The following is a 25119-nucleotide window of genomic DNA, read 5'->3' as shown; positions in this document are numbered from 1 at the left end:
TCCCGGGTCACACTGCTGGCGGGCACCACGGCGGCGGTCGTGGTGCTCATCGCGACACGCGGCCGGCTGGGTCACCGGCCCGCCGGAGACCCCTGAGAAGGAGGGGACGACGACTTGCCGATTCTCCGGCGACGATCGAGGATCGAAGATCGACGAGCGGGAGGTGGGTGCCGATGAAGGCCCAGCCGCTGTGGCGCCACCCCCGGCGCGGGGAGGTGCTCGCCCTCGGCCGCGTCACGCTCGACGCGCTCGAACACGTCGTCGGCGGCATCGGCACCGCGGTTCTGGCGCTGGTCGCGCTCTTGGCGGTGGCCGTGACCGGCCTGGCGTGCCTGATCGGGGTGGGGCTGCCGCTGGTGCCCGCCACCCTGCGGGGGGTGCGCGCGGTGGCCGACCGGGAGCGGGCCAGGCTCTCGCGCTGGGACGCGGAGGAGATCATCGCCGTGTCCCCGCCACCAGGCGGGTTGCGCGCCGCCCTCGCCGACCCGGCCACGCGGCGCGAGCTGGCCTGGCTACTCGCGCACGGCCCCATCGGACTGCTGCTGGGCTTGGTCACGCTCACCTTTCCGATCCACGCGGTGCAGGACGCGACCTTCGCGCTGTGGTGGTGGCTGTTGCCGCTGGAGGAGGCCGCGAGCGCGGCGTACGGGCTGTGGGAGGTCAGCGACACGGCCGGCGCGCTCGCGGTCGCCGCGCTGGCCCCGATCGAGATCATCGTCACCCTGGTCCTCGCGCCGTGCACGGCCTGGCTGCAGGCGTGGCCGGGCAGGCGGCTGCTGCGGCCCGCTCCCGACGCCGATCTGGGACTGCGCGTCGCGCAGCTCACCGCGTCCCGCGCCGCCGTGCTCGACGCGCACGTCGCCGAACTGCGCAGGATCGAACGCTCGCTGCACGACGGGACCCAAAACCGGCTCGTCGCGGTGAACGTGCTGCTCGGCGCGGCTCTGCGGGCGCTGGAACGCGACCCTGCCACCGCCAAGGCGTCGCTCGAACGAGCGCAGGACGCCGCCGAGCTGGCGCTCGGCGAGCTCCGCGGCGTGGTGCGCACCATCCTGCCTCCCGTCCTGGCCCACAAGAGCCTCGCCGACGCGCTCGCCGGGCTGGCCTCGGCCTGCCCGGTGCCGTGCGGGGTCGAGGCCGATCTACCGGTCAGGGCCGCCGCCTCGGTCGAGGCCACCGCCTACTACACGGCGGCCGAAGCGCTCACCAACATCGCCAAGCACAGCCGGGCCGGGCGTGCCGTCGTCGGCGTGCGCCGCGTCGGGGACCGGCTGCGCCTGCGGATCATGGACGACGGCCGGGGCGGCGCGGACGAGCACGGCTCCGGCCTGGTCGGCATCCGCCGCCGGGTCGAGGCCCACGACGGGGTGTTCACGCTGGACAGCCCGGCCGGCGGCCCGACCGTCCTGAACGTGACCCTGCCCTGCGGAACCTGAACCTACCCCGCGCGGTGAAACGGACCTCAAGAACCGCCCGAGGTGAAAGAGCACACGGGTGATCGAGCTACTGCGCACCGCCCGCTCGGTCCGGTAGGCGGGTCGCCCCTTTCGGCATCAACCGATCGGTTGATGCCGGAATCCACCATCTCGCTCTCCGGCCGGACGATCCGCCACCCCTCGCCCCGCGCGAGCCTCAAGGTATGCGAACACACCAGGAGCCCGCCCTCCGCACCACCGGTCTCCGCAAGGCCTTCGGCGACCACCTGGCCGTCGACGACATCCACCTCACCGTCCCAGCCGGATCCTTCTATGGCCTCGTCGGCCCCAACGGCGCCGGCAAGACCACCACCCTGGCCATGACCGTAGGCCTGCTCCGCCCCGACGCCGGCAGCACCGAGATCTTCGGCGTCGACGTCTGGCGTGACACCGTCCAGGCCAAGGCACTGATCGGCGTGCTGCCCGACGGCAACGCCATGCCGGAACGGCTCACCGGCCGCGAGGTCCTCACCTACCTCGGCCTGCTGCGCGGCCTGCCGTCCGCCGTCGTCGCCGAGCGCACCGACGAACTCCTCCAGATCCTCGAACTCGACTCCGCCGAGCGGACCCTGGTCATCGAATACTCCACCGGCATGCGCAAGAAGATCGGCCTGGCCGTCGCGCTCCTGCACGCGCCCCGCCTGCTCGTCCTGGACGAGCCGTTCGAGGCCGTCGACCCCGTCTCCGCGGCCACGATCAAGACCATCCTGCGCAGGTTCGCGGGCAACGGCGGTTCGGTGATCATCTCCAGCCACGTCATGGCTCTCGTCGAGCAGCTCTGCGACCACGTGGGCGTCATCTCTGACGGCCGCGTCGTAGCCGCCGGGCCGCTGGCCGACGTACGCGGTGCCGCAACCCTGGAGGACGCCTTCGTCGACCTCGTCGGCGCCCGTACCGGTGGAACGGAGGGGCTGACATGGCTCACGTCCTGACCTCCGGCCCCGTGGGCGCCCAGCACATGATCCGCATGCGGCTGGCGATCATGCGCAACTCCCTGCGCGGCGACAATGCCACCAACCTCTACGCCGGCGTCTCGGGCGGGCTGCTCCTGGCCTTCGCGACGATCGCCGTCGCTGTCCTGTGGCCCGCCTACCTGCCGATCACCCTGTCCGTGTGGCTCGCCGGCTGGATCTTCGGCCCCATCCTCATCGGGGGCGGCAACGAGGCCCTGCGCCCCGAATACTTCGCCATGCTCCCGGCCGCGCCTGGCCGGATCGCGACGGCCCTGCTCGCCGGAGCCTTCGCGGGCCCCGCACCCGCGGTCAATCTCATCGCCCTGCTCTCCCTGCCCGTGTACGGCTGGCGCTTCGGCCCGGCCGGGGTGCTCATCGGCCTGGTAGCGGCCGTGACCACGCTCGTCACCATGGTGATGATCTCCCGCGTCATCGTGGCGCTCATCGGGCTGTTCGTCAGGTCCCGTACCACCGCGGCCGCCGTCGGCATCGTGACCGGCACCGCCATCGCCCTGTGCACCAACGGCTGGGCACCCGTCGCGGCTCTGGGTGGCACCGACACCGCCGCGTGGTCCCAGATCCTCGTTCGCGTCCTTCCCTCCGGATGGGGCGTGGCCGCCATCGAAGCCCCCTGGCCCCTCGCCCTCGCCATCCTCGCCGCCGGGGGCGGTGTGATCGCCCTCCTCCTGGCGGTGTGGTCCGGCCTGCTGGCGCGGCGCGTCGTCTCGGCCGCACGCGGTGGTGTGCCGCCCCGCCGCGGCGCCCCCCGCCCTTTCCCCAGCACCAGCGGCGCCCGCGTCACCGCCGCCAAGGAACTGCGCGCCTGGTGGCGCGACCTCGTCCGCATCCAGCTCCTGGCCACCGCCTTCTCCTTCGCCATCGTCGCCCCCCTCCTGCTCCTCACCCTCGACGCCTGGGGCATGGTCCCCTTCGCGGGGCTCATCGCGATCGTGATGGCCGCCGCGTCCTCGGCCAACCTCTACGGCGCCGACGGGACCGCCCTCTGGCTCACTCTCATGACCCCCGGCGCCGAACGCGCCGACGTACGCGGACGCCAACTGGCCTGGCTCCTCATCGTGGGCCCGGCCGCCGTGGTCCTCTCCCTGGCCGGCACCCTCGTCAGCGGCCTGACCTGGGCCTGGCCGTGGGTACTCGGCATGCTTCCCGCCCTGCTCGGCGGCGGCGCCGGGATCATCGTCCTGCTCGCCGTCACCTCGCTGGTCCCCGGCACCGATCCCCACAAGCGCGGCGGCAACCCGCTCAGCACCGGCGCCGACGAAACCGCCGAAACCAGCCTCGCCTGGCTCGTGCTCGTCGCGGTCCCCGCCACCGCCCTGCCCGCGGCCGGCGCCATCCTCCTTCACCCGTGGGCCGGCATCGCCACCGGGGTGCTGACCGGCGCCCTCTGCGCCTGGGGATTCGGCAGGATCGCCTACCGCAGACTCGAGGGCCACGGGATCGATCTGCTCAACCTCATGAAGCACGGCCCGTCGCCCCAGGCCGGCAAGCCCACCACAGCAGACCTGCCCGTCCGGCACCGCATCGGTGTCACGATCAGCTACACCATCGCCTGGCTTCCCCTGTTCCCGCAGGGACTCGTGCCCATGGTCATGAAGATCTTCGGCATCGGGGACCGCTCATGGTTCCTCGCCCTTCATCTCCCGCCGATCTGGCAATGGCCCACCATCATCTTCATGATCGCCCTAGGGCTGCTCATGTTCGGCTACGCCATCCTGATCCCCGTGCGCCTAAGCTCGTCCTCATCGGCCGCCACCAGGTGAAACGCATCCGCACCCAAGAGGAGGGCGCCCCCGGATGAACGACCCCTTCCCGCTCTCCCCCTGGGAGCGACGCTTCGAGCGCATCGTCGAGATCGTCCCCTACATCACCCTTGGCGCTTCCCTGGTCATCAGCCTGGCCTCACCCGAGCAGCCCGATGGCGGGATCCCCCGTACTCTCGCGCTCACCGCCCTGGCCCTCGTCTGGTGTCTCGGCGCCCACACCCTCCTGCCCGCCGCCGTGCGCGGACGCCGGGTCGCCGTCACCGTTCACTTCGCCGGCGTCCTGGCCACCGCCACGCTGCTGACCCTCCACCACCCAAGCTTCCTCATCTACTGCATCACCGGCCTCTTCCTCGCCGCCAACTTCGCTCCTTCCAGGTGGACCTTCGCCGCCGTCGCCGCCACCTCCTTCATCCTGTACGGCTCGATGCTCGACTGGACCCAGGCCACCACCCAGCTCATCGTCTTCTATCTGGCGATCATCGCCGTGCAGACCGTCGCCATCGGCGGGGGCCACATCGCGAGCATCAAGATCGAGGACCGGCAACGCAAATACCGCAAAGCGGTCAACGACCTCCAGACCGCCCTGGAGGAGAACGCCGACCTCCACGCCCAGCTCCTCACCCAGGCCCACCAGTCCGGCATCCTCGACGAACGCCAGCGCATGGCACGCGAGATCCACGACACCCTCGCCCAAGGCCTCACCGGCATCATCACCCAGCTACGCGCCGCCCAACGCGTCGCGGACTCCGCCACCCACATCGAACTCGCGATCACCCTCGCCCTGGACGGCCTCACCGAAGCCCGTCGCTCCGTCGCCGCCCTCCAGCCCCACCAACTCGAAGACGCCCACCTCCCCGAAGCCATGACCACCCTGGCCCGCAACTGGAGCCAGAGCACCGGCGTCGATCTCCACGTCGAAGTGACCGGCGACCGCGTCCCCCTCAGCCCGGCCATCGAGGTCACCCTCTTCCGCGTCGCCCAGGAAGCCCTCGCCAACGTCGCCAAACACGCGGGCGCCACTCGCGCCGGCCTCACACTCTCCTACACCGGCACTGTCGTCCTGCTCGACATCCGCGACAACGGCACCGGCATCCACAACCCCAACGGCAAAGGATTCGGCCTCAGCAGCATGAGACAACGCCTACGCGGCGCCGGCGGCTCCCTCGAAATCGAGAGCACGCCCGGCGAGGGCACGGCCATCAGCGCCACCGTCCCCGCGCTCCAAGGAAGCCCCCGGTGATCCGCCTCCTCCTCGTCGACGACCACCCCATCGTCCGCGGCGGCCTGCGCGCCGCCTTCGAGACCGAACCCGACATCGATGTCGCCGGAGAAGCCGCCAACGGCCGCGAAGGCATCGACCGCGCCGCCGCACTCGAGGTCGACATCGTCCTCATGGACCTGCGCATGCCCGAAATGGACGGCGTCACCGCCATCACTGCCCTGCGCCACTCCCACCCTCACATCAAGGTCCTCGTCCTGACCACCTTCGACGGCGACTCCGACGTCCTGCCCGCCATCGAAGCCGGCGCCACCGGCTACCTCCTCAAGGACGCCCCCACCGACGAGCTCCTGCGCGCCGTTCGCGCCGCCGCCGCGGGCGAGCCGGTCCTGTCCCCCTCGGTCGCCGGCCGCCTGATGGGCCGGGTACGCCGGCCGGTCAAGGCCGCCCTCACCGACCGCGAACTGCAGGTCCTCACCCTCGTCGCTGACGGCGTCTCCAATCGGCAGGCGGCCGCCAAACTCTTCATCAGCGAGGCCAGCATCAAGACCCACCTGCTGCACATCTACGACAAACTCGGCGTCCGCGACCGCGCCGCCGCCGTCGGCGAGGGTTATCGACGCGGTTTGCTCAGCTAGTCGACCGACCACCCGCCGTACCGGAGCCCACCCCTGATACGGCAGTAGCCGTATCCGGGCCGGACGGCCACGCGGCAGCGACTCAGGACTCACTCGTCTGGATCGCGCGGTGCCGCAGGCGGTCACCCAGAGCCGGGGCTGGGATCACGCTCGGGAGAAGACCCGGATTCAACTGATCGTCCCGACACCCGCGCCTGCTTGGGCTCCGGCGTCGATGCCACCGACGGTCAGGTCGGTCAGCGCCGCGATGGCCTCGGCGACGGTGGCCCGCCCCCGGTTCAGCTCCGCGGCGATCGCCTCTGCCGCACCCAGCGCGCCGGCGCAGCGCAGCCGGAGGGCTTCCTGCGTGAGCCCGGAGTACGGCCGCAGGGCGGTGACCATCAGGTCCGTGTAGTCGTCGAGCAGCTCGCGCTCGATCGCCTCCATCTCCTGGTTCCCCTTGAGCGCGGCCGAGATGGCGGTCCACTCCGGCATGTCGGTGGCACAGGCGAAGTAGGCGGCGCTCAGGACGCGGGCGATCTGGGCGGGTACGGCCGGGGCCTCACGCAGGGCCTCCCGCGAGGCGGCCCGGTGCCGCTCGTCGAGCCGCCGGTAGAGCGCGATCAGCAGGCCGGAGCGGGTGCCGAAGTGGTCGTAGACGATGGGCCTGCTCACTCCGGCGGCCTCCGCCAGGCTGAGCAGCGTGAGGCTGTCGGTGCCGTGGGCGCGCACGATCGCCATGGCGGTGTCGAGCAGTTGCTCCCGCCTGGCCGGCTTGGACAAGCGCGTCGATCCCGTGCTCATCATCCTCCCTTGCGTTGCCTCCCAGCATAAGCTACAAAATGTAAGTTACAGAATGTAGGTTAGCGAGAAGGCGGCATCACCATGGAGCACTCCGTACTGATCATGGGCGGATCCGGCCAGGCGGGCGCGGGCACCGCAGCCCTTCTGCGCCGGTGGTACCCGAAGCTGCCGCTGACGATCGCGGGCCGCGATCTCGGCCGCGCCCGGCGGGTCGCCGACGAGCTCGGCGACGCGACGGCGGTGACCATCGATCTGCGGCGAGGCGACCTCGGCCTCCAGGAGGCCGACGACCACTCGGCGGTCGTGGCGACGGTGTGGGACAGCCACCTGAACGGGCTGCGTTACGCACAAGACCGCGGCCTGCCGTACGTCAGCATCTCCAGCGGCCTGGTCGACATCGGCCCCGAGGTCACCGCCGCCGGCCTGCGAGCCGGCGCGGCGCCGATCCTGCTGGCCAGCCACTGGTACGCGGGGCTCGTCGTCCTCGCGGTGCTCGGCCTCGCCGGGGAGTTCGACCGCCTCGACACCATCGAGGTCAGCGGCGTGCTGGACGAACAGGACAGCGGCGGGCCCGCGGCCGCGGCGGACATGGCACGCCTGCTGGCCGCCACCTCGGCGGGTCACGTCCGCCGCGACGGCGTCTTCGAGTGGGTCAGCGGCCCCGACGCGCAGGTGGCGGTAACCAGCGTCGACGGCACCGTGCTGCCCGGCCAGATCGTCCCCATCCTCGACGTGCCGAGCCTGGCCGTCGCGACGGGCGCGCCCAACGTCCGCTTCGCGTTCGCGATCGGTGAATCGGCGGGCAGAAGGCGCGGCGGGCCCGCGTCCACGGAGGTCAAGATCGACCTCGAAGGCGTGGACCGCACGGGCGCACCACTCAGGATGAGCCGCCACCTCCTCCACTCGGAAGGGCAGCGCCCCCTGACGGCGCTCGGCCTCGCCCTCGGCGTCGAACGGCTGCTCGGCCTGCGCGGCGACCCTGTGCCGCCCGGTCTCCACACCCCCGAGGCGTTGATCGACCCCGGCTACGCGGCCGAGCGGATGGCGGAGATCGGCGCCACCTTCACCGACTCGGCCGATCGAGAATCGCGGAGTCGCGTAAATCGCACGTCGAACGCGATAACGGGGGCAAGTGACACGTGGTCGCAATGAGCGGTGGAGATGCACCTGAGCCTGCGAAGGAAGGCCTACCGCAGCACTCGTAGCATCGGCGGACTCCTCGACCGGCACGGCACCCACATCACGCCTGCGCCCAGCCCGTCAAGTCTGATGCGGGTACTGCACGCATGCGTTCCAAAACCGCCAACAAGATCGGCCTTGGCTAAGTGAAGTGCGAGCCGAGCCCCACGATCGTCAAACCGATCACGGTGACCGCTACGAACGTCGGCCCGATCCGTGGCCAAGGTGCGGCAGGTCTTGGGCACCTTGGACGGTGTCGACGCGATCGATGGCGTGCCGTCCGCACCGATCTTCCCCGGGATCTCGACGACGCGACCGTCCAGCGACGTTGGTCGGGCTAGCGACTGGTCGACAGTCCCTGGTCGGCGGCGTAGGTGGCGAGGCGAGTCGCGAGTTCTTGGGGGCGGCCCAGGGCGGGGACGTGGCCGCCGGGGAGTTCGTCGGGGGTGATGTTGAGGCGTTCCTGCGATACACGGCGAAGGTAGGCAGGGGGGAACACGCGGTCGTCGGTGGCGATCAGGACGCGGGTGGGGACGTTGGGCCATTCCTTGAGCGGGGAGGGCTCGCCGAAGCAGGCGCCTGACTGGCCGCGTTCGCGCTTCAGGGCCTCGGCGGCCAGGTCTGGGGGGACGTCCTGGAGGAACAGGGCGATCGGGTCGTCGTATTCCTCCCGCTCCTCCTCGTAGTACCCCGTGTTGGCCGAGTAGTCGCCGGGGGCCTCGCCCGGGGCGGGGATCATGGGCGCGACCAGGACGAGCAGTTCCACCGGCACGCGGTCGCAGACCAGCGGGGCGACGAGCCCGCCCAACGAGTGCCCGACGACGACAAGGTCGGCCCGGTCGCCGATCGCGCCGACCACAGCGTCGACGTATTCCGGCAGGCCCGCCGAGTCGTCATCGACAGGCAGGTCAGGAGCGATGGTGTCATGCCCCTTGGCCCGTAGCTCGGCCTCCACCAGATGCCAGGACCAGCCGACATCACCGGCACCGTGGATGAACACGAACGTGGCCATTCGCCATCTCCTCCCACTGCACAGATCCCGACCGGAACGCCGGACAAGCCGCGTCTCCGCTTTGTACCGAGGGTAGGCAACCTCTCCGACAATCTCGGCTACGGCGTCAGCCCACGGCGTCAGCCCGCGGGGTTTCCAGGTGGTCTTCGTAGATGGCGACCTTGTAGTTGATGAGGTCGAGGCATTTGTTGAGCTGGGTCATCTGGGTGAGGACGCGTTCGCGGTGGTGGCGGAGGAGGGCCAGGCGGGCGGGCTCGTTGCCGGGGCCCTCGCGGACGAGGGTGGTGTAGTCGCGGATCTCGGGGACGGGCATGCCGGAGGCGCGGAGGACCATGCAGACGGTCAGCCAGTCGATGTCGTCCTCGGTGTAGAGGCGGCGGCCTCCGGAGTCGCGGTGGACCGGGTTGGCCAGGATGCCCTCGCGTTCGTAGAAGCGCAGGGCGTGGACGCTGAGGCCGGTGCGTTCCGCGACCTGGCCGATGGTGAGGACGGGGTGCGGCATGCCGCCAGCGTACGGGGTTGACCTAGAGTCGGCTCTAGATCCTAAGGTGACGCCCCTGACGACCGAAAGGGGCTCGCGACATGCGATACCGCGTTCTCGGCGGCACCGGCATCGAGGTCAGCGTCCACTGCCTGGGGGCGATGATGTTCGGGGCGGTCGGTAATCCCGATCAAGACGAGTGCGTGCGGATCATCCACGCCGCGCTCGACCAGGGGATCAACTTCGTGGACACCGCCGACATGTACTCGGCGGGCGAGTCGGAGGAGATCGTGGGCCGGGCGCTCAAGGGGCGCCGGGACGACGTGGTGCTCGCCACGAAGGTGCACTTCCCGATGGGCGAGGGGCCCAATCGGCGGGGGAACTCGCGGCGGTGGATCGTGCGGGAGGTGGAGGAGAGCCTGCGCCGTCTGGACACCGACTGGATCGACCTCTACCAGGTGCACCGGCCCGACCCCACGACCGATGTGGAGGAGACCCTGTCGGCGCTGACCGACCTGGTCCGGCAGGGCAAGATCCGCGCCTTCGGCTGCTCGTCGTTCCCGGCCGAGGAGATCGTGGAGGCGTATCACGTGGCCGAGCGCCGGGGGCTGATGAGGTTCCGCACCGAGCAGCCGCCGTACTCGCTGCTGGCCAGGGGCGCGGAGGCGAACGTGCTGCCGGTCTGCCGGCGACTCGGAATGGGGGTGCTGACCTGGAGCCCGCTCGCCTGGGGGTTCCTGAGCGGGAAGTTCCGCAAGGGCAGGCCGGTGGACCTGACCTCCGGACGCGCCGCCCTCAATCCGGGGCGTTTCGACCCGGCGCTGCCGCAGAACGCCGCCAAGTACGACGCCGTCGAGGCGTTCGCCGCGCTGGCCGGCGAGCTCGGCTGCTCGCTGCCGGAGCTGGCGGTGGCCTTCACGGTGGCGCATCCCGCCGTCACGTCGGTCATCATCGGGCCGCGGACGATGGAGCAGTTGGAGAGCCTGTCGAAGGGGGCCACGCTCACCCTCGACGACGGGGTGATGGACCGGATCGACGAGATCGTGCCGCCGGGCACGGAGACCTATCACCCGGACGGCGCGTGGTCGCCGCCGGATCTGCTCGACCCGGCGCTGCGCCGCCGTCCCCTGGTGAGCAGGGCCGCCGCCGGGAGCTGAACCGAATTGTCGGTGGCGCGGGTTAACGTGGCCTTTGCTGGGAGCCGGTCAGAGTACCCGTAGCGGTCCGCGGCTCAGGGAGGGTGGGTACAGCAACGCTCCCGGATACGTCTCGGAGCGAAAGAATCCCGTGACCCCACCCTCCCTCCGCTCACAGCCAGCCGCGTTCCTCGGCGATCAGCGCGGCCTCGGCGCGGGTGGCCGCGCCGGTCTAGCGGATCGCGGCCGACAGGTGGTCGCGCACGGTGCCGCCCGACAGGTGCAGCGCTCTGGCGATCTCCGACACCGTGCCGCCGTGCCGGGCCTCGCGCGGCACGTCCAGTTCGCGGGCGGTGAGCGGGCTCGCGCCGCTGGCCATCGACACTTGCGCAGGGCCTGTGGTTCGTGGGTGTGTGGGTCATGCAGAACACACTGGTCGGCGGGCAGGAGCGGGGTATGCGCCAGGTGTCACGGTTCGTCGGTGACAGGCGTCATGGTGGCGAGGAGGCGGTCGAGCTGGGCGGGCAGGGGCGGGGCGTCCAGGCGGTTGTCGATCTCCAGGTACGGCACGGCCGGGGGTTCGTCCGCCCGGATCGCGGTCAGGAAGCCCGGGAAGTCGTGGAGTTTGCCGTGGTCGCGCGGCAGGGCGCGGGCGGTCAGCCGGTGGCGCAGGGTGGGGCCGTCGGAACGCACCCAGATCAGCCGTACCGGCGGGCCGCCGAGGTCGGCGACCCACTCGTGCCATCGGCCGGCGTCGTGGACCTGCGAGGTGAACGGGCCGCCGAGCAGGACGGGGCAGCCGTGGGAGCGGATCTCCCTGGCCATGGCCGTGAGACCGGCGTACTCGTGCCGCTTGACATGCTCGTCGTACCAGGGGCCCTCGCGCTCGCCGTCCGGACGGCCGTGCGCGGCGAGGGTGGCGGCCACGAAGCCGCCGTAGGCGGTGTCCTTGTCCAGCAGTGCGGGGACCGGGTCGAGCCGGGCAAGCAGCAGGTCGCAGACCGTCGACTTGCCCGCGCCCGGCGGGCCGGACACCACCCACAGCGGCGCCGTCACACGACCACCACCAGCAGCAGCGCCCTCACGCGACCACCCCCACAGCGGTGCCGTCACGAGAGCACCGGTCCGAGCGCCCGCCGTACGGCCGGCGCCGTGGCCGCGTCGCGCACGGCCTCCTCCAGCACCGACCGGACCTCGGCCCGTTCCGCCAGCGCGGTCTCCTCGGGGAGCGCGGCCCGCTGGATCTCCACGACCTGCTCGGCGCCCAGCCGGAGCAGCCAGGAGATGTGCAGCAGTACGGCGAAGCGCCCCCGCTCGCCGGGGAGCGGGCCGTGCATCCGCAGCGGACGCCGCCTGGCCTGGGGCGTGTCGAAGACCAGGTGCCCGGTGCCTCCGAAGGGGTCGGCCCCGGCGTAGTGGACGGCCCCCACGGTGGCCTGGACTGCGGCGCCATGGCACATGCCACATGGCTCCAGCGAGGTGAGCAGGCCGTGGTCGTCGTAGCGCCGTCCGGAGACGAGCCCGGCGAGCGCGTTGACCTCCGCGTGCGCGATGTGGCTGCCCGCGAGCCGCCCCGGCGGGCCGTCGGTCTCGTGGCGGCGGCCCCGGCCCTCGGCGACGATCGCCCCGGCGGCGTCCACGGCCACCGCGCCGACCGGGGTGGACCCGGCGGCGAACCCCTCCCAGGCGAGGTCGAGCACCCGTTCCCACGCCGCGTCGTGCACCTCGATCATTCGTTCCCTTTCCCAGCAACGCGAAAGCGCCCGCCCTCCGCGGAGAGCGAGCGCCTTTCACGCGTGCGAACCGGTGTGCATGTCGCCTCTCGGCGAATGGCTCAACGCGGCTCCAGCCGAACGGTAGTCCGCGAAGGCAGATGTGGTGAGGCCCGGGGACATTGGACACACCGGCCACGTATCAGTCAACCACATCAGCGTCGGGCCTATTCCCGTCGAACAGCGGCAGAAAAACGCCGAAAACATTAAAGCCGGGCTCAGGCCGCGCCGATCTGAGCGAGGATGCCGAGCTGGTCTGACAGCGCGTGGACCAGTTCGATCGGGTCAGGACGGGTCAGACGGTGCTGGAGACCGAGATCGCGCTGGGCGTCGGTGGGCGGATCGTGCCGGATGGCCAGCCAGACGCCGTCGCGCACGGTGATGCGCCATCCGGGGAAGGTCGATTCCAGCGCGGCGAGGTGCGCCCGGTCGCGGGCGCTCAGATCGTCCATGTGACACCGGCCGACGCCCATGCCGTAAGCGTGGCCGGACGGCGCCCGGACGGCTTATGGTCATCCATTGGGTCGCACCTCTCTCGTGCGATCAAGGGGGCCCGCCGAGCGTTTGCGGCGTCTCGGCGGGCTTCCGTTTCGAACGCCGGGCCGATCGGCTCGGCGGCGGTATACCGGGTGTACAAGGCCCTGAGCAGGCCCCTCGCGGGACTATTATGCCGGTGAGTGAGTGCCCGGCGACGCTAGGCGACCAGATCGGCATGACATCGACCCACCGGGTCCGGGCTCAGCGAATCGCGTAGACGGCGACCCCCCGTTTGGTCAGCGTGACCGGCGTATCGACGCGCCGGGCGGCCCGCGCGGCGCGGCCGTGCGGCACACCCCGGGCGACCAGGTAGTCGCGCACGGCGTCTTCGTCGGGCAGGCGGATCAGCGGGAGGTCCCAGCGGTCCACCTCCACCTCGCCGAACACCCCGGCGACGATCTCCACGGCCTCCTCGGCGTCGAAGGCGGTCGGCGACGGCCGCCAGACGTCGGCGAGTTCCGGGGAGTCGGCCCTGGCGACGGTGGCCGCCGCGAAGAGCCCGCCCGGACGCAGCACCCGCCGGGCCTCGCGCAGCGCGGCGGCGGGATCGGCCAGGTGACAGAGGGTGTTGATCGCCACAGCGGCGTCGAACACGCCGTCGGCGTACGGCAGCGCCATGGCGTCGCCCCGGACGACCGGGCCCGGGTGCAGGCCGGCCAGGGCCATCGCCCCGTCGAGCCCGACCACCAGGCCGCCGGGCTCGCCGTCGGGGCTCCGCGCCGGCCAGGGCGGGTTCTCGAACGCCTCGGCCACGGCCGCGCTCAGCGCGCCGTCGCCGCAGCCGATGTCCAGGATCAGGCGGCTGCCCGCACGGGCGAGACGCCGTGCGACCAGCCCCGGGACGCCGAGGCCTGGGGCGTAGGGAAGCGCATGTCTTTCGGTCAATAAGGCGGCACGCAGGAACCCTTCGGGATCCGCGTCATGGTCGACAGGAAGCTTCATGCTTTTCTTCTCCGGTGGCAGCTCGATAGGGCGGATACGGCTGCGGCGGAAAGCCCATTCGATACGGCGCCAGGATAGGCCGTGACCTGCCCCGAAGCAATGCCTTGATTTCAGCGGGCCCACTGCAATTGCGGTAATCGTGCCGCGACAGCGGTCTGCGAATGTCAATGAAACTTGCAGCGATTTAGAAACACCGACATTTCACCCGCCGACACCAGGCCCCGAGCGTCCCGCCCGTAGGCAAAGGGAGGGTCAAGGTACGGTAAGGAGATCCCCCCAGCCAGACCGGATCGCCAACCAGAACAAGGAGTCTCATGTTCCGGAGGACCCGGAGATCGCTGTCGGTCCTGGCCGCGGCGGGGGTCGCGGTGGCGGCGCAGGTGGCGCTGTCCACTCCGGCCCAGGCCGCAGGTGGCTACGGCTGCGCCGGGCGCCTGGTCGGCACCTGGAAAGTGCCGCTGAAGGACGCGCTCGACGGCTCGACCTACTACCGCAGCGACATCAAGCTCTACTACGACTCGAACAGCGGCTGGAACTGCGCGGTGCTCGCGAAGCGCCCGGGACAGGCGCGCTATGGCGAGCGCACCCCGATGTGGATCCAGATGTACAACTCCCGCTGGGCCGAGGACAACTGGAAGAACAACTACGCCGACGATCAGGGCCGCTTCAAGTACTACGCGGGCCCCGTCCGGGTGTACGGTCGCAACCTCTGCGTGAGCATCCACGTACGCCACGGTGACCACACCGGCCCGGGCAACGACTACAACGGCGGACGCAGCGTGACGGGCGTCGCCTGCCGCTGACCGCCCGCCCGCCCGGCGGCGGCGTGGCCCCGCCGGGCGGGACGCCCGGCGATGATTCGCCCGCGAAGTTCACAACCTCGCCAATCCACCCGCAAAGTTTTCCGTGCTCGTCAAGATTGGTGTAATCGCAGGTCAACGCGCGATGCCGGGATCCGGTCAGCGACCGTGTCCATGTGCCGTTTCCCCTGCAAGGAGACGTGTCCGCAGGTCAGCAGAACCCCGGAGACGCCGGCCCGGCGTGGGCGCGCTCCCAGACGGAGGTCTCAGATGGGACGCATCATGCGCATGCCCAATGCGCTGAAACCACCATCAATGCTAGTCTCCTAAGCGATCTTCTCGGAGGTGGATTAACCGGTATATGTGACACGCGTGACGGCAAGCCTCCGGACACTCAGGGGTTGGGACGAGTGGGCATGGCCTCTAGAAACCGGTCGATTCGGTTCAAGATCTTTTTGTTACTGCTGCTACCACTCCTATCGCTGAGCGCCTTATGGGGATTCGTCCTTAATGTCACGGTCGGCGATGGTATGGCCCTGCTGCGCGCCGACACCCTGTACCAGAGCATCGGGGTCACGGCCACCGACCTCGGCGTGCAGCTTCAGGCGGAGCGTGCCCGCTCCGCCGTGGCGATCAGCTCGCGCGTGGTCACCAGCGACCTGGGCGCGCAGCGTGCCGCCACCGACGAGGCGATGCGCAAGTTCCGCGACGCCGAGGGCGCGGGCCGGGCGGAGGACCGGATCGGCGCCGAACTGCGCGCGCCGATCGACACGTTGCAGAGCCAGCTCGACAAGCTGCCCACGATCCGTGCCGGCATCGACAGCGGGCGCAGCGACCGGCTGACCGCGCTGACCGACTACAACGGCGTCCTGGACCGGGTCTACCGGCTCTACGACCAGCTCGTCGCCGTCCCCGACATGTCGATCTACCAGCAGGCCGGGGCCATGCAGGCGATGGGCAACGCCCGCGAGATCATCGCCAGGGAGAACGCGCTGATCAGCGGTGTGCTGATCGACCAGCGGATCTCCCCGCAGGAGCACAACGCGTTCACCGAGTACGTCTCCACCCGCCGGTTCCTGCACGCCCGCGGCCTGTCGGCGCTGGACGCCGAGCTGCGCGAGCCGTACGAGAAGCTGCTGACCTCGCCGGTCTTCTCCCGGTTCACCGGGCTGGAGGACCGCATCGTGGAGACCTCTGGCGACGGCTCGCTGCCCGCCGAGGCCGACCGCTGGCGCACCACCGTGGACAGCGTCTCCGCCTCGCTGGACGAGCTGGGCACGTCCTCGTCGAACGTGCTCTCCGAGCGCTCCGGGTCGGTCGCCACCGGGATCATGGTCAGGATCGCCGCCGCCGGGGGCCTCGGCCTGCTGGCGGTGATCGCCTCGATCATCATCTCGATCCGCTTCGGCCGCCGCCTGGCGCGCGAGCTGGCCGGGCTGCGCAAGGCCGCCACCGAGCTGGCCGGGGTGCGGCTGCCGCGCATCGTGGAACGATTGCGACGGGGCGAGGAGGTGGACGTCGAGACCGAGGCGCCGCCCATCCACGCGACCGGTGCCACCGAGATCAAGGACGTGGCCGAGGCATTCGGATCGGTCCAGCGCACCGCCGTCGAGGCCGCCGTCGGGCAGGCCAACCTGCGGCGCGGCGTCGGCCAGGTCTTCCTGAACCTGGCCCGGCGCAAGCAGGCCCTGCTGCACCGCCAGCTCGCCCTGCTGGACGGCATGCAGCGCCGCACCGAGGACCCCGACACCCTCGACGACCTGTTCCGCCTCGACCACCTGACGACCCGGATGCGCAGGCACGCGGAGGGCCTGATCATCCTGTCCGGCGCGACGCCCGGCCGGGCCTGGCGCAAGCCGGTGCCGGTGATCGACATCCTGCGGGCCGCGGTGGCCGAGGTCGAGGACTACACCCGCGTCACCGTGCAGCCGGTGCCGAACACCGCCCTGGACGGCGCGGCCGTCGCCGACGTGACCCACTTGGTCGCCGAGCTGGTCGAGAACGCCACGGTGTTCTCCCCGCCGGAGACCACCGTGCTGGTCCGCGGCGACCTGGTCGCCAACGGATTCGCCATCGAGGTCGAGGACCGGGGCAGCGGCCTGCAGCCCGAGGAGTACGAGGCGATCAACGAACGGCTGGCCGGACCGCCGGAGTTCGACCTGGCCGACAGCGACCGGCTGGGGCTGTTCGTGGTCGGGCAGCTCGCCGCCCGGCACGGCATCCACGTGGTGCTGCGCGCCTCGCCCTACGGGGGGACGGTCGCGATCGTGCTCGTGCCCCGCACGGTGGTGGCCGAGTCGCAGGTGCCGGGGGTCGTCGTGCCGACGCCGCGCCGTACGCTGCCCGGGTCGCGCAGGCACGCGCGGAAGGCGGGGCGCGAGCCGGGTCAGGACGCGCCGCGCCAGCCCCTCACGGAGGGCGCGCACCGAACCCCCGAACCGGCGACGGCGGAGACCGCCGGTACGCCCGGTGACGTGGTGTCCGCACAGGCGCCGCCCGCCGCCGATGAGCGCGGGCCGTTCACGCCGTCCGAGGACCGTCCGGCGCTGCCCTCCCGGCGCGCACGGCGAGGGCTCGCCCAGCCCGCCGCCGAGCGGCCGTGGGAGCGGGAGCGGCCCGAGGAGAGCCCCGCAGAGAGCACGAAGGAAAGCACCGCCGTCCCTGTCGCGGGGACGGCCCGCAACACGCCGTCCGGCGCGGTCCCCGGCGCCGCGCCCGAACCCGAACCCGCCACCGAGGCGGAACTCGCCGAACCAGGCACCACCGAAGCCGGTCTGCCGCGACGCGTGCGGCAGGCCAACCTGGCACCACAACTTCGCCAGAATCCAGCGAACGACGACCAGTCGAGGCGGAAGGCGGACCCGGCGACCCCGGAGGATCCCCCCGACCCCGCCGACCGTTCTCCCGAGGAGGCACGTTCGATGTTCTCCGCCTTCCAGCGGGGCACGCAACGGGCCAGGGAGGACGCTGAATACGTTCACCAGACGACAGGCGACAAGAGGAACGAATGACCGCGCACCCGAACAATACCGGCGAGTTGAACTGGCTGCTGGACGACCTGACCTCACGGGTGGGCGCGATTCGCCAGGCTGTACTCCTGTCAACCGACGGCCTGGCCGTCGGCTCCTCCAGCGGACTGAGCCGCGACGACGCCGAGCACCTGGCCGCCGTGGCCGCCGGATTCCAGAGCCTGGCCCGGGGCGCGGGCCGCCACTTCGGCGGAGGCGACGTCCGGCAGACCATCGTGGAGATGGAGTCGGCGTTCCTGTTCGTCTCCGCCGCCGGGCAGGGCACCTGCCTGGCCGTGGTCTCCGAGTCCGACGCCGACGTGGGCCACGTCGCCTACGAGATGGCGATGCTCGTCAAACGAGTGGGCCAGCACATCGCGACACCGCCCCGGACCGGCTGATGGCGCAGGGCGACAACGACGTCGGCGGGGCCGGCGGGCACCAGTGGCTGGACGACGAGGCCGGGCCCGTCGTCCGCCCCTACGCCCTGATCCGGGGACGCACCCGGAGCACCGGCGGGCCGATCGACCTGATCGCCATGGTGGTCGCGACCGGGCAGCGCCGCCCCGGCGGAATGCCGCTCGGTCCCGAGCAGGAACGCATCCTGTCCATGACCCGGCGGGCCTGCTCGGTGGCCGACCTGGCCGCCGAGCTGGACCTGCCCATCGGGGTGGTCAGGGTGCTCCTCGGCGACCTCAGGGACCAGGACATGGTGATCATCCGGCCGCCCGCCGCGGCGGCGACCTTCGCCAGCGAGGCCGTCCTGAAGGAACTGATCAACGGACTCCGGGCGCTGTGAGCGCCCAGTAGCCCGTAGCCGCGTACGACGGGATCGTCTTACGAGAGGATCGTCCTGCGCCGGGAGTCGGCCAGGTCGGCTCTCGTGATCGTCGTGTCATAAGCCGTGCGCAGGGTCGCGGCCACCCGCCGGCCGGTCGTGCTCAGCGCCGCCAGCCGTACGGCGAGCAGCCCCAGGAACGCCACCTGCACGCCCAGCATCGCCCGCTCGGCCAGCCCGATCATCACCCCGCCGCCGGGCAGCGCGACGTAGACCGCCGCGAGCAGCCCGAAGCCGCCCGCCAGCGCGAGCCACTCCACGGGCCTGGCCAGGACGCGCCACCGCTCGTCGCCGTCGAACCTGGACACCAGCAGCCCCGCCGCCGCCGGCAGGACCGCGAACGACATGACCGACATGATCGGCACGACCCGATTGGCCTCCCCGATCCACCCGTCGAGCGTCAGCGAGACGGGCGCGACCACCAGCATCACTCCACCCCACGCGCCGATCAGCCGCTCCGGTGCCCCCCGCACCGGAGCCCCCGCCGTCCGCAGTCCCGCCAGCAGCGCGATCGCGGCCACCCCGAGAGAGAACATCGCGAAAGCCGTGGCCCCCCCGCGCTCGGCCATCGCGTACTCACCGATCGTCGAGCCGAGCACGTCGAGACGCTGGTCGGCGTCGATCTGCCCGAGGGCCATCGCGACCACGGCCGCGACGATGCCCAGGCAGGCGATCAGCGGGTACATCCCTCTCATGAGCAGCATGGGAAGAGCATCCCGTGTGGGGCCCGGCCCCGGCATCCGGCGGCAGCCCTGAGCCGCCCCTGATCCCTACCCCGAGAGCCCGGGGTACGCCAGGGTCCGAACCCTGGCGTAGTTCTCCCGCACGCCGGGGGCCGGCTCGCCGTCGTGGACCTCTCCGGCGCCGATCTCCCAGACCGGAGGCTCGGCGGTGCCCGCGAGCGCCCAGGCGGCCTGCCGCGCCGCGCCGTCCGCGACGTACTCGCCGGGCTCGGGGACGAGCACGGGGCGCCCGAGGACGCGGGGCGCGATCTCCCGCACCGCCCGCGACCGTGCCCCGCCGCCGATCAGCAGCACCCGCTCGGGGGTCAGGCCGAGCGCGTCCACGGCGTCGGCGAGGTGGCAGAGCAGGCCCTCCACGGCCGCTCTGGCCAGATGGGCGGGGGTGGCCGTGGCCAGGGTGAGCCCGTGCAGGGATCCGGTGGCGGCGGGCAGGTCGGGGGTGCGCTCGCCTTCGAGGTACGGCACGAGCGTCAGGCCGCCCGCCCCGGCGGGGACGGCGAGCGCCAGCTCGTCCAGCGCGCCGAGATCGACCCCGGCCATGGCGGCGGCCGCGTCGAGCACGCGTGCGGCGTTCAGCGTGCAGGCCAGCGGGAGGAACCGCCCGGTGGCGTCGGCGAACCCGGCCACCAGCCCGCTCGGATCCCGGCTCGGCACCTCCGCGACGGCGAACGCCGTCCCCGACGTCCCCACCGAGACCACTACATCCCCCACCCGCGCCCCGACCCCCAACGCCGCCGCCATGTTGTCCCCGGTCCCCGCCCCCAGGAGAATCCCCGACGCCACGCCCGCGTGAGCGGCCGGGGGAAGGACCTTGGGGAGGAGGGGGGTGGAGCCGAAGGCGAGGTGGAGGAGGTCGGGGCGGTAGGCGGCGGTGGTGGGGGACCAGTAGCCGGTGCCGGAGGCGTCGCCCCGGTCGGTCACGAGGGTGGTGAGGTCGCGGGATCCGGTGAGGCGCCAGGTGAGCCAGTCGTGCGGCAGGCAGACCGCCGCCGTACGGCGGGCGTGTTCCGGCTCGTGCTCGGCGAGCCAGCGCAGCTTGGCGATCGTGAACGCGGCCAGTGGCACGCTGCCGACCGTCTCCGCCCACGCCGCCGGGCCGCCCTGTTCGGCCACCAGGTCGGCCGCCGCCCCCGCCGAGCGGGTGTCGTTCCACAGCAGCGCGGGCCGTACCACCCGCCCCTCGCCGTCCAGGCAGACCATGCCGTGCTGCTGCGCCGCGACGCTGAGCGCGGACACGTCGCCGAGCCCGCCCGCGCGCTCGATCGCCGTGGTCAGCGCCGCCCACCAGGCGTCCGGGTGCACCTCCGTGCCCTCGGGATGGACGGCCCGGCCCGCCCTGACCCGCACGCCCGTCTCGGCGTCCCGGATCACGACCTTGCAGCTCTGGGTGGAGGAGTCCACCCCCGCGACCAGGGTCATGCGCTCAGCCTCGCACGCCGAGCAGGTGCTCCATCGCGAGCCGGGACAGCCGGGTGAAGTGGTAGCCGCGCGCCGCCGCCGCGTCCGGGTCGAAGTCGTCGCGGGCCAGGTCGGCGAGCGTCTCGCCGGGGGCGAGGGTGGGCCGGGCCAGTTCGCCCACCCGGGCGTCGGCCAGCGCCGCCTGGACCTCGGGGTCGGCACGGTACGCCCGGGACCTCTCCTTGAGGATCAGGTACATCCGCATGTTGGCGGCGGCCGACTCCCAGACGTCCGCGGCGTCCTCGGTTCTCGGCGGCTTGTAGTCGAAGTGCCTGGGGCCGTCGTAGCCGCCGCTTTCCAGCAGGTCCACCAGGAAGAACGCGCTCTGCACGTCGCCGTGCCCGAAGATCAGGTCCTGGTCGTACCTGGGCCCGTGCTGGCCGTTCAGGTCGATGTGGAACAGCTTGCCGTGCCACAGCGCCTGGGCGACGCCGTGCACCATGTTCAGCCCGGCCATCTGCTCGTGCCCGACCTCGGGGTTGAGGCCGACCCGCTCGGGGTGCTCCAGCTCGCCGATGAAGGCCAGCGCGTGCCCGATGGTCGGCAGCAGGATGTCGCCGCGCGGCTCGTTGGGCTTGGGCTCGATGGCGAACCTGATGTCGTAGCCGCGCTCCACGACGTAGCCGCAGAGCAGGTCCATGGCCTCCTTGTAGCGGGCGAGCGCGGCCCTGACGTCCTTGGCCGCGTCGGACTCCGCGCCCTCCCGGCCGCCCCAGCACACGTAGGTGGTCGCGCCCAGTTCGGCGGCGAGGTCGAGGTTGCGGATCACCTTGCGGATCGCGTGGCGGCGGACGTCGCGGTCGTTGCTGGTGAAGGCGCCGTCCTTGAAGACCGGGTGGGTGAACAGGTTGGTGGTCGCCATGGGCACCTTGAGCCCGGTCTCCGCGAGGGCCTTGCGGAAGTCCTCGATGGCGCGCCCCCGGTCGGGCTGCACGGCGGTCAGGTCGTCGTCGTGGAAGGTGACGCCGTAGGCGCCCAGTCCGGCCAGGCGGTGGACGCTCTCCACGGGGTCGAGCGGCGGGCGGGTGGCGTCGCCGAAGGGGTCGCGCGCCTGCCAGCCGACCGTCCACAGGCCGAACGTGAAGCGATCTTCGGGAGCCGGTGTGAAGGCGTCCATGGAGCCGTCCCCTGAATTAGTCTATCTTGTGGACTAAATGGTCGGCGAGGACGGCGCCCCGGTCAAGGCCCCAAGGTGGTCACCATGACGGAAGACGACGGGCGGGCGGCCGTCCGGCACGACGCCATGCGGGCCGGGAACCTCGCCCTGGTGCTGCGCGAGGTCGGCCGCAGGGGGCCGCTGACCCGCGCCGCCCTCGCCGAGATCACCGGCCTCACCAAGACCACCGTGTCCAGGCTGGTCGCCGACCTGCTCGACGCGGGCATGGTGCGCGAGTCCGGCGCGGTGCGGGGCGGCGAGCGGGGGCGTCCGGGCACCGCGGTACGGCTGAGCGGCGAGCGCGTGGCCGCCCTCGGCCTTGAGGTCAACGCCGACTACGTGTCGGTATGCGTCATGGACCTCACCCGCGCGGTCCGGGTTCGCCGTACACAGGCTGTGGACAACCGCGACTCCGAGCCGGAGAAGGTCCTCGCCGGGCTCGGCCTGGTGGCCCGCGCCGCGACGGCCGAGGCGGCCGGGCTGGGGCTGACGGTGGGTGGGGCCGCGCTCGCCGTCCCGGGGCCGGTCGATCCGGCGATCGGCCTGCTGCACCACGCCCCCAACCTGGGCTGGCACGACCTGCGCCCGGCCGGGCCGCTCGGGCTCGACGTGCCGGTCGCCGTGGACAACGAGGCCAACCAGGCCGCGCTCGGCGAACTGTGGTTCGGCTCTGGAGAGCCCGACTTCCTCTACGTCTCCGGCGAGATCGGCGTCGGCGCGGGCCTGGTGTCGGGCGGGCGGCTGTTCCGGGGCGCGCAGGGGTTCGCGGGCGAGCTCGGCCACGTCGTGGTCGATCCTGGCGGGCCGTCCTGCCGCTGCGGCGGTCAGGGGTGCCTGGAGCGCTACGCGGGGCAGGACGCCCTGACGGCGGGCCGTGCGGACGGCATCGCCGGGCTGACCGCCCGCCTGGCGGCGGGCGACCCCGAGGCCCTGGCCACCTGCGGGCGCGCGGGCCGGGCCCTGGGCACCGCGCTCACCTCGGCGGTCAACCTGCTCGACCCGGGCACGATCGTGCTCGGCGGGGTGTTCGCCCCGCTCTATCCGTGGCTGGCGGCCCCGGCGGCCGAGGCGCTCACCCGGATCCGGCACGCCGTGCCCCGCCTGGTCGTCTCCAGCCTCGGCCCGGAGGCGGCCACGCTGGGGGCGGCGGCGCAGGTCATCGAGCACATCCTGGCCGCCCCTGCGGCCCTGGTGGCCCCGTCGAGGTTCTGATTCCCGGAAAATCCGCGAAGGGCGGGCAACCCGAGGGGGCGAAGGGGCGTCTTTAATGCGCTGGACTCGGGGGATTCATAGCGTTTTCCGGAGGGATTCTTTCGTGCGTCACAGTGTCGCGTTAGGTTGCGCGGTCGTCGCGCTCGCCGTACTGGCCCCCGTCTCGCCCGCAGGGGCGACGGCCGCACCGAAGGTGATGTTCACCCGCGTCCACTTCGACAGCCCCGGCTCCGACCGGGGCGGCAACCAGAGCCTGAACGGCGAGTACGCCGTGATCAAGAACACCACGCGCTCGCGGATCAACCTCGAAGGCTGGATCCTGCGCGACGCCAACGGCTTCAAGTACGAGTTCGGCCCCGTGGCGCTCAAGGCGGGCAAGCAGCTCGTGATCCGCAGCGGCCAGGGCGACGACACCGGGACGACCGTCTACTGGAACCGCCGCTGGTACGTCTGGAACAACGACAAGGACACCGCGACGCTCTACAACGTCGCACGCCGCAAGGTGGACCAGTGCTCCTGGCGGGTCTCCGCCTCAAGCGGCCCCGACTACACGCTCTGCCGCTGACGCAGGTGCGCGCCGGTCATCCCGGCCGCCAGGCAGGCCACCGGGATGACCGGCAGCACGTAGCGGTGATCGAAGTCCAGCGCGGCGACCGGGGCGACCAGCAGGAACAGCGCCGTCAGCCAGGGCAGGAGCGCGGTGCGGCGCGCGATCACCGCGCCGACCCCGCCCAGTAGCAGGATCACCCCGATGAACGGCCCGCGCAGGTAGGCCGGGTACTGGTAGGCGATCAGGAACGACGCCCACGGCTCGACCGACCGCAGGCCGCGCAGGTCCGGGTCGTACTCCCGGCGCATCTGTTCCACCAGGGGGTAATCCGGCAGCGCCCAGTCGCCCCTGGCGAATCCGAAGGCGGGGGTGACCCGCTTGGGATGCGGCACGGGCGTCCAGGCGAAGGTGAGCGCGGTGTCGCGGGCGACGTGCGCCAGGTAGTCCAGCGGCTGGGCGGCGATGGCCCGCAACGCGAAGGAGCGGGCCAGGTCGTTGTTGGCGTCCCGGCCGCCGGGCAGCAGGTTGATCGCCGAGCCGGGGGCCCAGACGTACTCCGAGGCGGCGTCCACGACCGTCCCGTTGGGGCAGAGGCGCGCCTCTGCGGCCGGAGGGCGGATGACGGCGCAGTCGGCGAACGTCATGGTGCGCGCCCACAGCGCGACGCCGTCCGAGCCGCTCAGCGCGAAGCGGCCGTGATGGGCGTGGTACCAGGTGGCGTAGGCGGCCAGCGGCAGCAGCCCGGCCACGGCCATGGCGGCCAGCGGACGCCACCCGGCCCGGCGTACCGCGAGCACCACGAGGAAGAGGCCGAGCAGCGGCACGGCCACCGTGCGCGTCAGCCCGGCCAGCGCGAGGAGCAGGCCCGCCGCGACGCCCGCCCCCGTGGAGAGCGACGTGACGGCCCTGCCGACGACCGCCAGCGCGGCGACCACCAGGAAGATCAGCATCATGTCCGAGAGCACGGCGTGCTCCAGCCGCAGGAACGACGCGTCGAACAGCCCCGGCACGGCGGGCAGCGTCGCCGCCCACCCCGGCAGCGACGCGCGCCGCAGCATGGCGTAGATCATCAGCCCGACGCCCAGGCCCATCGCGTGCTGCACCCCGACGACGACCCCGACGCTCTCGAAGGGCCGCAGCAGCGCCAGCAGCAGCGGATATCCCGGCGGCCGGAACCCCGTGGACGGCTCCGGATGGACGGCCAGGTAGAGGTAGGAGAAGGAGTCGCCCCAGTAGAGCTGGGCGGGCCGGTAGCCGAGCATGGTCACCACCCGCAGCAGCGCGGCCAGGCCCAGGACCACCGCGAAGAGCAGGTGCCCGCCGAGCGGGGCCGGACGCTCCCCGGCGCCGGGCATGGGTGGAGCCAGGGTGGTGTTTGCGAGCATGCTTGATCCCGTCGTGAAGAGGGCATGCGTCGGCGACGGACGGCATGCCGGACAGACC

Annotated in this window: 24 protein-coding genes and 1 pseudogene; 13 read left to right on the top strand and 12 right to left on the bottom strand. The window is 71.9% G+C overall.

The genetic code is table 11. The annotated features are described in order from the left end of the window. Positions 1–173: 173 nt before the first annotated feature. The 5 genes from P3X83_RS41030 to P3X83_RS41010 all read left to right on the top strand — a co-directional run bounded on the left by P3X83_RS41030 (position 174) and on the right by P3X83_RS41010 (position 6069). On the top strand, positions 174–1436 hold the full coding sequence (locus P3X83_RS41030) for a sensor histidine kinase (protein ID WP_277310841.1): 1263 nt from the start codon (positions 174–176) through the stop codon (positions 1434–1436). A gap of 203 nt (positions 1437–1639) precedes the next feature. Next, positions 1640–2407, top strand: coding sequence for an ABC transporter ATP-binding protein (locus tag P3X83_RS41025; RefSeq protein ID WP_277310840.1), 768 nt, complete (start codon positions 1640–1642; stop codon positions 2405–2407). Further along, entirely contained in the window at positions 2392–4209 is a 1818-nt protein-coding gene (locus P3X83_RS41020; protein ID WP_277310839.1) for a hypothetical protein, read from the top strand. Before P3X83_RS41025 ends, P3X83_RS41020 begins: the two co-directional genes overlap by 16 nt. Before the next feature lie 34 nt (positions 4210–4243). Then, positions 4244–5452: a sensor histidine kinase gene (locus P3X83_RS41015; protein ID WP_277310838.1), complete on the top strand. Its 1209-nt coding sequence runs from the start codon at positions 4244–4246 to the stop codon at positions 5450–5452. Then, positions 5449–6069, top strand: a complete 621-nt coding sequence (locus P3X83_RS41010) for a response regulator transcription factor (protein WP_277310837.1) — start codon at positions 5449–5451, stop codon at positions 6067–6069. The genes P3X83_RS41015 and P3X83_RS41010 overlap by 4 nt, the downstream gene beginning before the upstream one ends. 168 nt (positions 6070–6237) lie before the next feature. On the opposite strand, the gene P3X83_RS41005 is transcribed toward P3X83_RS41010, so the two are convergent. Further along, entirely contained in the window at positions 6238–6852 is a 615-nt protein-coding gene (locus P3X83_RS41005) for a TetR/AcrR family transcriptional regulator (protein WP_277310836.1), read from the bottom strand. A gap of 81 nt (positions 6853–6933) precedes the next feature. Between P3X83_RS41005 and P3X83_RS41000 the strand changes: the two genes are divergently transcribed. Beyond that, positions 6934–8004: a hypothetical protein gene (locus P3X83_RS41000; RefSeq protein ID WP_277310835.1), complete on the top strand. Its 1071-nt coding sequence runs from the start codon at positions 6934–6936 to the stop codon at positions 8002–8004. 364 nt (positions 8005–8368) lie between these two features. Here P3X83_RS41000 and P3X83_RS40995 read toward each other — a convergent pair whose 3' ends face one another. Both P3X83_RS40995 and P3X83_RS40990 read right to left on the bottom strand, forming a co-directional pair. After that, entirely contained in the window at positions 8369–9043 is a 675-nt protein-coding gene (locus tag P3X83_RS40995) for an alpha/beta hydrolase (protein ID WP_277310834.1), read from the bottom strand. Between the two features lie 106 nt (positions 9044–9149). Next, positions 9150–9545, bottom strand: a complete 396-nt coding sequence (locus P3X83_RS40990; protein WP_277310832.1) for a MerR family transcriptional regulator — start codon at positions 9543–9545, stop codon at positions 9150–9152. 80 nt (positions 9546–9625) lie between these two features. Between P3X83_RS40990 and P3X83_RS40985 the strand changes: the two genes are divergently transcribed. Then, positions 9626–10681 carry an aldo/keto reductase gene (locus tag P3X83_RS40985; protein ID WP_277310831.1) on the top strand — a complete coding sequence of 352 codons (1056 nt, stop codon included), beginning with the start codon at positions 9626–9628 and terminating at the stop codon, positions 10679–10681. Positions 10682–10892: 211 nt separating this feature from the next. Here P3X83_RS40985 and P3X83_RS40980 read toward each other — a convergent pair. From P3X83_RS40980 to P3X83_RS40960, 5 genes and pseudogenes are all read right to left on the bottom strand, one after another. Beyond that, positions 10893–11042: pseudogene (locus tag P3X83_RS40980) on the bottom strand (LuxR C-terminal-related transcriptional regulator); the annotation flags it as partial. Between the two features lie 86 nt (positions 11043–11128). Further along, entirely contained in the window at positions 11129–11716 is a 588-nt protein-coding gene (locus P3X83_RS40975) for an AAA family ATPase (RefSeq protein WP_277310830.1), read from the bottom strand. Positions 11717–11769: 53 nt separating this feature from the next. After that, a complete protein-coding gene (locus P3X83_RS40970) occupies positions 11770–12393 on the bottom strand; it encodes a deaminase (protein WP_277310829.1) in 624 nt (207 codons plus the stop codon). Between the two features lie 257 nt (positions 12394–12650). Beyond that, positions 12651–12905, bottom strand: coding sequence for a hypothetical protein (locus P3X83_RS40965; protein WP_277310828.1), 255 nt, complete (start codon positions 12903–12905; stop codon positions 12651–12653). Positions 12906–13170: 265 nt separating this feature from the next. Continuing rightward, positions 13171–13911 (bottom strand): class I SAM-dependent methyltransferase, encoded by a 741-nt coding sequence (locus tag P3X83_RS40960; protein WP_277310827.1) that lies wholly within the window; start codon positions 13909–13911, stop codon positions 13171–13173. Positions 13912–14225: 314 nt separating this feature from the next. On the opposite strand from P3X83_RS40960, the gene P3X83_RS40955 reads away from it, so the two are divergent. The 4 genes from P3X83_RS40955 to P3X83_RS40940 all read left to right on the top strand — a co-directional run bounded on the left by P3X83_RS40955 (position 14226) and on the right by P3X83_RS40940 (position 18518). Beyond that, the gene (locus P3X83_RS40955) at positions 14226–14714 is read left to right on the top strand and encodes a hypothetical protein (protein ID WP_277310826.1); all 489 of its coding nucleotides are present in this window, start codon (positions 14226–14228) and stop codon (positions 14712–14714) included. A gap of 527 nt (positions 14715–15241) precedes the next feature. Further along, positions 15242–17722 (top strand): nitrate- and nitrite sensing domain-containing protein, encoded by a 2481-nt coding sequence (locus P3X83_RS40950; RefSeq protein ID WP_277310825.1) that lies wholly within the window; start codon positions 15242–15244, stop codon positions 17720–17722. Continuing rightward, the gene (locus tag P3X83_RS40945) at positions 17719–18120 is read left to right on the top strand and encodes a roadblock/LC7 domain-containing protein (RefSeq protein WP_277310824.1); all 402 of its coding nucleotides are present in this window, start codon (positions 17719–17721) and stop codon (positions 18118–18120) included. Before P3X83_RS40950 ends, P3X83_RS40945 begins: the two co-directional genes overlap by 4 nt. Continuing rightward, positions 18120–18518: a DUF742 domain-containing protein gene (locus tag P3X83_RS40940; protein WP_277310823.1), complete on the top strand. Its 399-nt coding sequence runs from the start codon at positions 18120–18122 to the stop codon at positions 18516–18518. The genes P3X83_RS40945 and P3X83_RS40940 overlap by 1 nt, the downstream gene beginning before the upstream one ends. Positions 18519–18556: 38 nt before the next feature. Here the strand turns inward: P3X83_RS40940 and P3X83_RS40935 are convergent, their stop codons facing one another. From P3X83_RS40935 to xylA, 3 genes are all read right to left on the bottom strand, one after another. Further along, positions 18557–19261, bottom strand: a complete 705-nt coding sequence (locus P3X83_RS40935; RefSeq protein WP_277310822.1) for a DUF998 domain-containing protein — start codon at positions 19259–19261, stop codon at positions 18557–18559. A gap of 66 nt (positions 19262–19327) precedes the next feature. Then, on the bottom strand, positions 19328–20719 hold the full coding sequence (gene xylB, locus P3X83_RS40930; RefSeq protein ID WP_277310821.1) for a xylulokinase: 1392 nt from the start codon (positions 20717–20719) through the stop codon (positions 19328–19330). Between the two features lie 4 nt (positions 20720–20723). Then, positions 20724–21875, bottom strand: a complete 1152-nt coding sequence (xylA, locus tag P3X83_RS40925) for a xylose isomerase (RefSeq protein ID WP_277310820.1) — start codon at positions 21873–21875, stop codon at positions 20724–20726. Positions 21876–21959: 84 nt separating this feature from the next. Here xylA and P3X83_RS40920 point away from each other — a divergent pair, with 84 nt between their 5' ends. Both P3X83_RS40920 and P3X83_RS40915 read left to right on the top strand, forming a co-directional pair. Continuing rightward, the gene (locus tag P3X83_RS40920; protein WP_277310819.1) at positions 21960–23126 is read left to right on the top strand and encodes an ROK family transcriptional regulator; all 1167 of its coding nucleotides are present in this window, start codon (positions 21960–21962) and stop codon (positions 23124–23126) included. Positions 23127–23229: 103 nt separating this feature from the next. After that, complete coding sequence (locus tag P3X83_RS40915; RefSeq protein WP_277310818.1) at positions 23230–23691, top strand: lamin tail domain-containing protein; 462 nt, start codon at positions 23230–23232, stop codon at positions 23689–23691. Here the strand turns inward: P3X83_RS40915 and P3X83_RS40910 are convergent. Beyond that, positions 23673–25061, bottom strand: a complete 1389-nt coding sequence (locus P3X83_RS40910; RefSeq protein WP_277310817.1) for a hypothetical protein — start codon at positions 25059–25061, stop codon at positions 23673–23675. The two genes, P3X83_RS40915 and P3X83_RS40910, sit on opposite strands and share 19 nt — an antisense overlap. Positions 25062–25119 lie beyond the last annotated feature (58 nt).

The organism is Spongiactinospora sp. TRM90649, assembly GCF_029382225.1.
In the GTDB taxonomy this organism is placed as follows: Bacteria; Actinomycetota; Actinomycetes; order Streptosporangiales; family Streptosporangiaceae; genus Spongiactinospora.
This window is presented reverse-complemented; position numbering and strand designations above follow the sequence as displayed.

Bases quoted from the DNA above. Each gene is read 5' to 3' on its own strand.
- P3X83_RS41020 (WP_277310839.1), top strand. From the start codon at position 2,392: ATGGCTCACGTCCTGACCTCCGGCCCCGTGGGCGCCCAGCACATGATC.
- P3X83_RS41005 (WP_277310836.1), bottom strand. From the start codon at position 6,852: ATGAGCACGGGATCGACGCGCTTGTCCAAGCCGGCCAGGCGGGAGCAA.
- P3X83_RS40940 (WP_277310823.1), top strand. From the start codon at position 18,120: ATGGCGCAGGGCGACAACGACGTCGGCGGGGCCGGCGGGCACCAGTGG.
- P3X83_RS40920 (WP_277310819.1), top strand. From the start codon at position 21,960: ATGACGGAAGACGACGGGCGGGCGGCCGTCCGGCACGACGCCATGCGG.
- P3X83_RS40995 (WP_277310834.1), bottom strand. From the start codon at position 9,043: ATGGCCACGTTCGTGTTCATCCACGGTGCCGGTGATGTCGGCTGGTCC.
- P3X83_RS40985 (WP_277310831.1), top strand. From the start codon at position 9,626: ATGCGATACCGCGTTCTCGGCGGCACCGGCATCGAGGTCAGCGTCCAC.
- P3X83_RS41030 (WP_277310841.1), top strand. From the start codon at position 174: ATGAAGGCCCAGCCGCTGTGGCGCCACCCCCGGCGCGGGGAGGTGCTC.
- P3X83_RS40960 (WP_277310827.1), bottom strand. From the start codon at position 13,911: ATGAAGCTTCCTGTCGACCATGACGCGGATCCCGAAGGGTTCCTGCGT.
- P3X83_RS40910 (WP_277310817.1), bottom strand. From the start codon at position 25,061: ATGCTCGCAAACACCACCCTGGCTCCACCCATGCCCGGCGCCGGGGAG.
- xylA (WP_277310820.1), bottom strand. From the start codon at position 21,875: ATGGACGCCTTCACACCGGCTCCCGAAGATCGCTTCACGTTCGGCCTG.
- P3X83_RS41015 (WP_277310838.1), top strand. From the start codon at position 4,244: ATGAACGACCCCTTCCCGCTCTCCCCCTGGGAGCGACGCTTCGAGCGC.
- xylB (WP_277310821.1), bottom strand. From the start codon at position 20,719: ATGACCCTGGTCGCGGGGGTGGACTCCTCCACCCAGAGCTGCAAGGTC.
- P3X83_RS40970 (WP_277310829.1), bottom strand. From the start codon at position 12,393: ATGATCGAGGTGCACGACGCGGCGTGGGAACGGGTGCTCGACCTCGCC.
- P3X83_RS40935 (WP_277310822.1), bottom strand. From the start codon at position 19,261: ATGCTGCTCATGAGAGGGATGTACCCGCTGATCGCCTGCCTGGGCATC.
- P3X83_RS40965 (WP_277310828.1), bottom strand. From the start codon at position 12,905: ATGGGCGTCGGCCGGTGTCACATGGACGATCTGAGCGCCCGCGACCGG.
- P3X83_RS41000 (WP_277310835.1), top strand. From the start codon at position 6,934: ATGGAGCACTCCGTACTGATCATGGGCGGATCCGGCCAGGCGGGCGCG.
- P3X83_RS40950 (WP_277310825.1), top strand. From the start codon at position 15,242: ATGGCCCTGCTGCGCGCCGACACCCTGTACCAGAGCATCGGGGTCACG.
- P3X83_RS40955 (WP_277310826.1), top strand. From the start codon at position 14,226: ATGTTCCGGAGGACCCGGAGATCGCTGTCGGTCCTGGCCGCGGCGGGG.
- P3X83_RS40945 (WP_277310824.1), top strand. From the start codon at position 17,719: ATGACCGCGCACCCGAACAATACCGGCGAGTTGAACTGGCTGCTGGAC.
- P3X83_RS40990 (WP_277310832.1), bottom strand. From the start codon at position 9,545: ATGCCGCACCCCGTCCTCACCATCGGCCAGGTCGCGGAACGCACCGGC.
- P3X83_RS41025 (WP_277310840.1), top strand. From the start codon at position 1,640: ATGCGAACACACCAGGAGCCCGCCCTCCGCACCACCGGTCTCCGCAAG.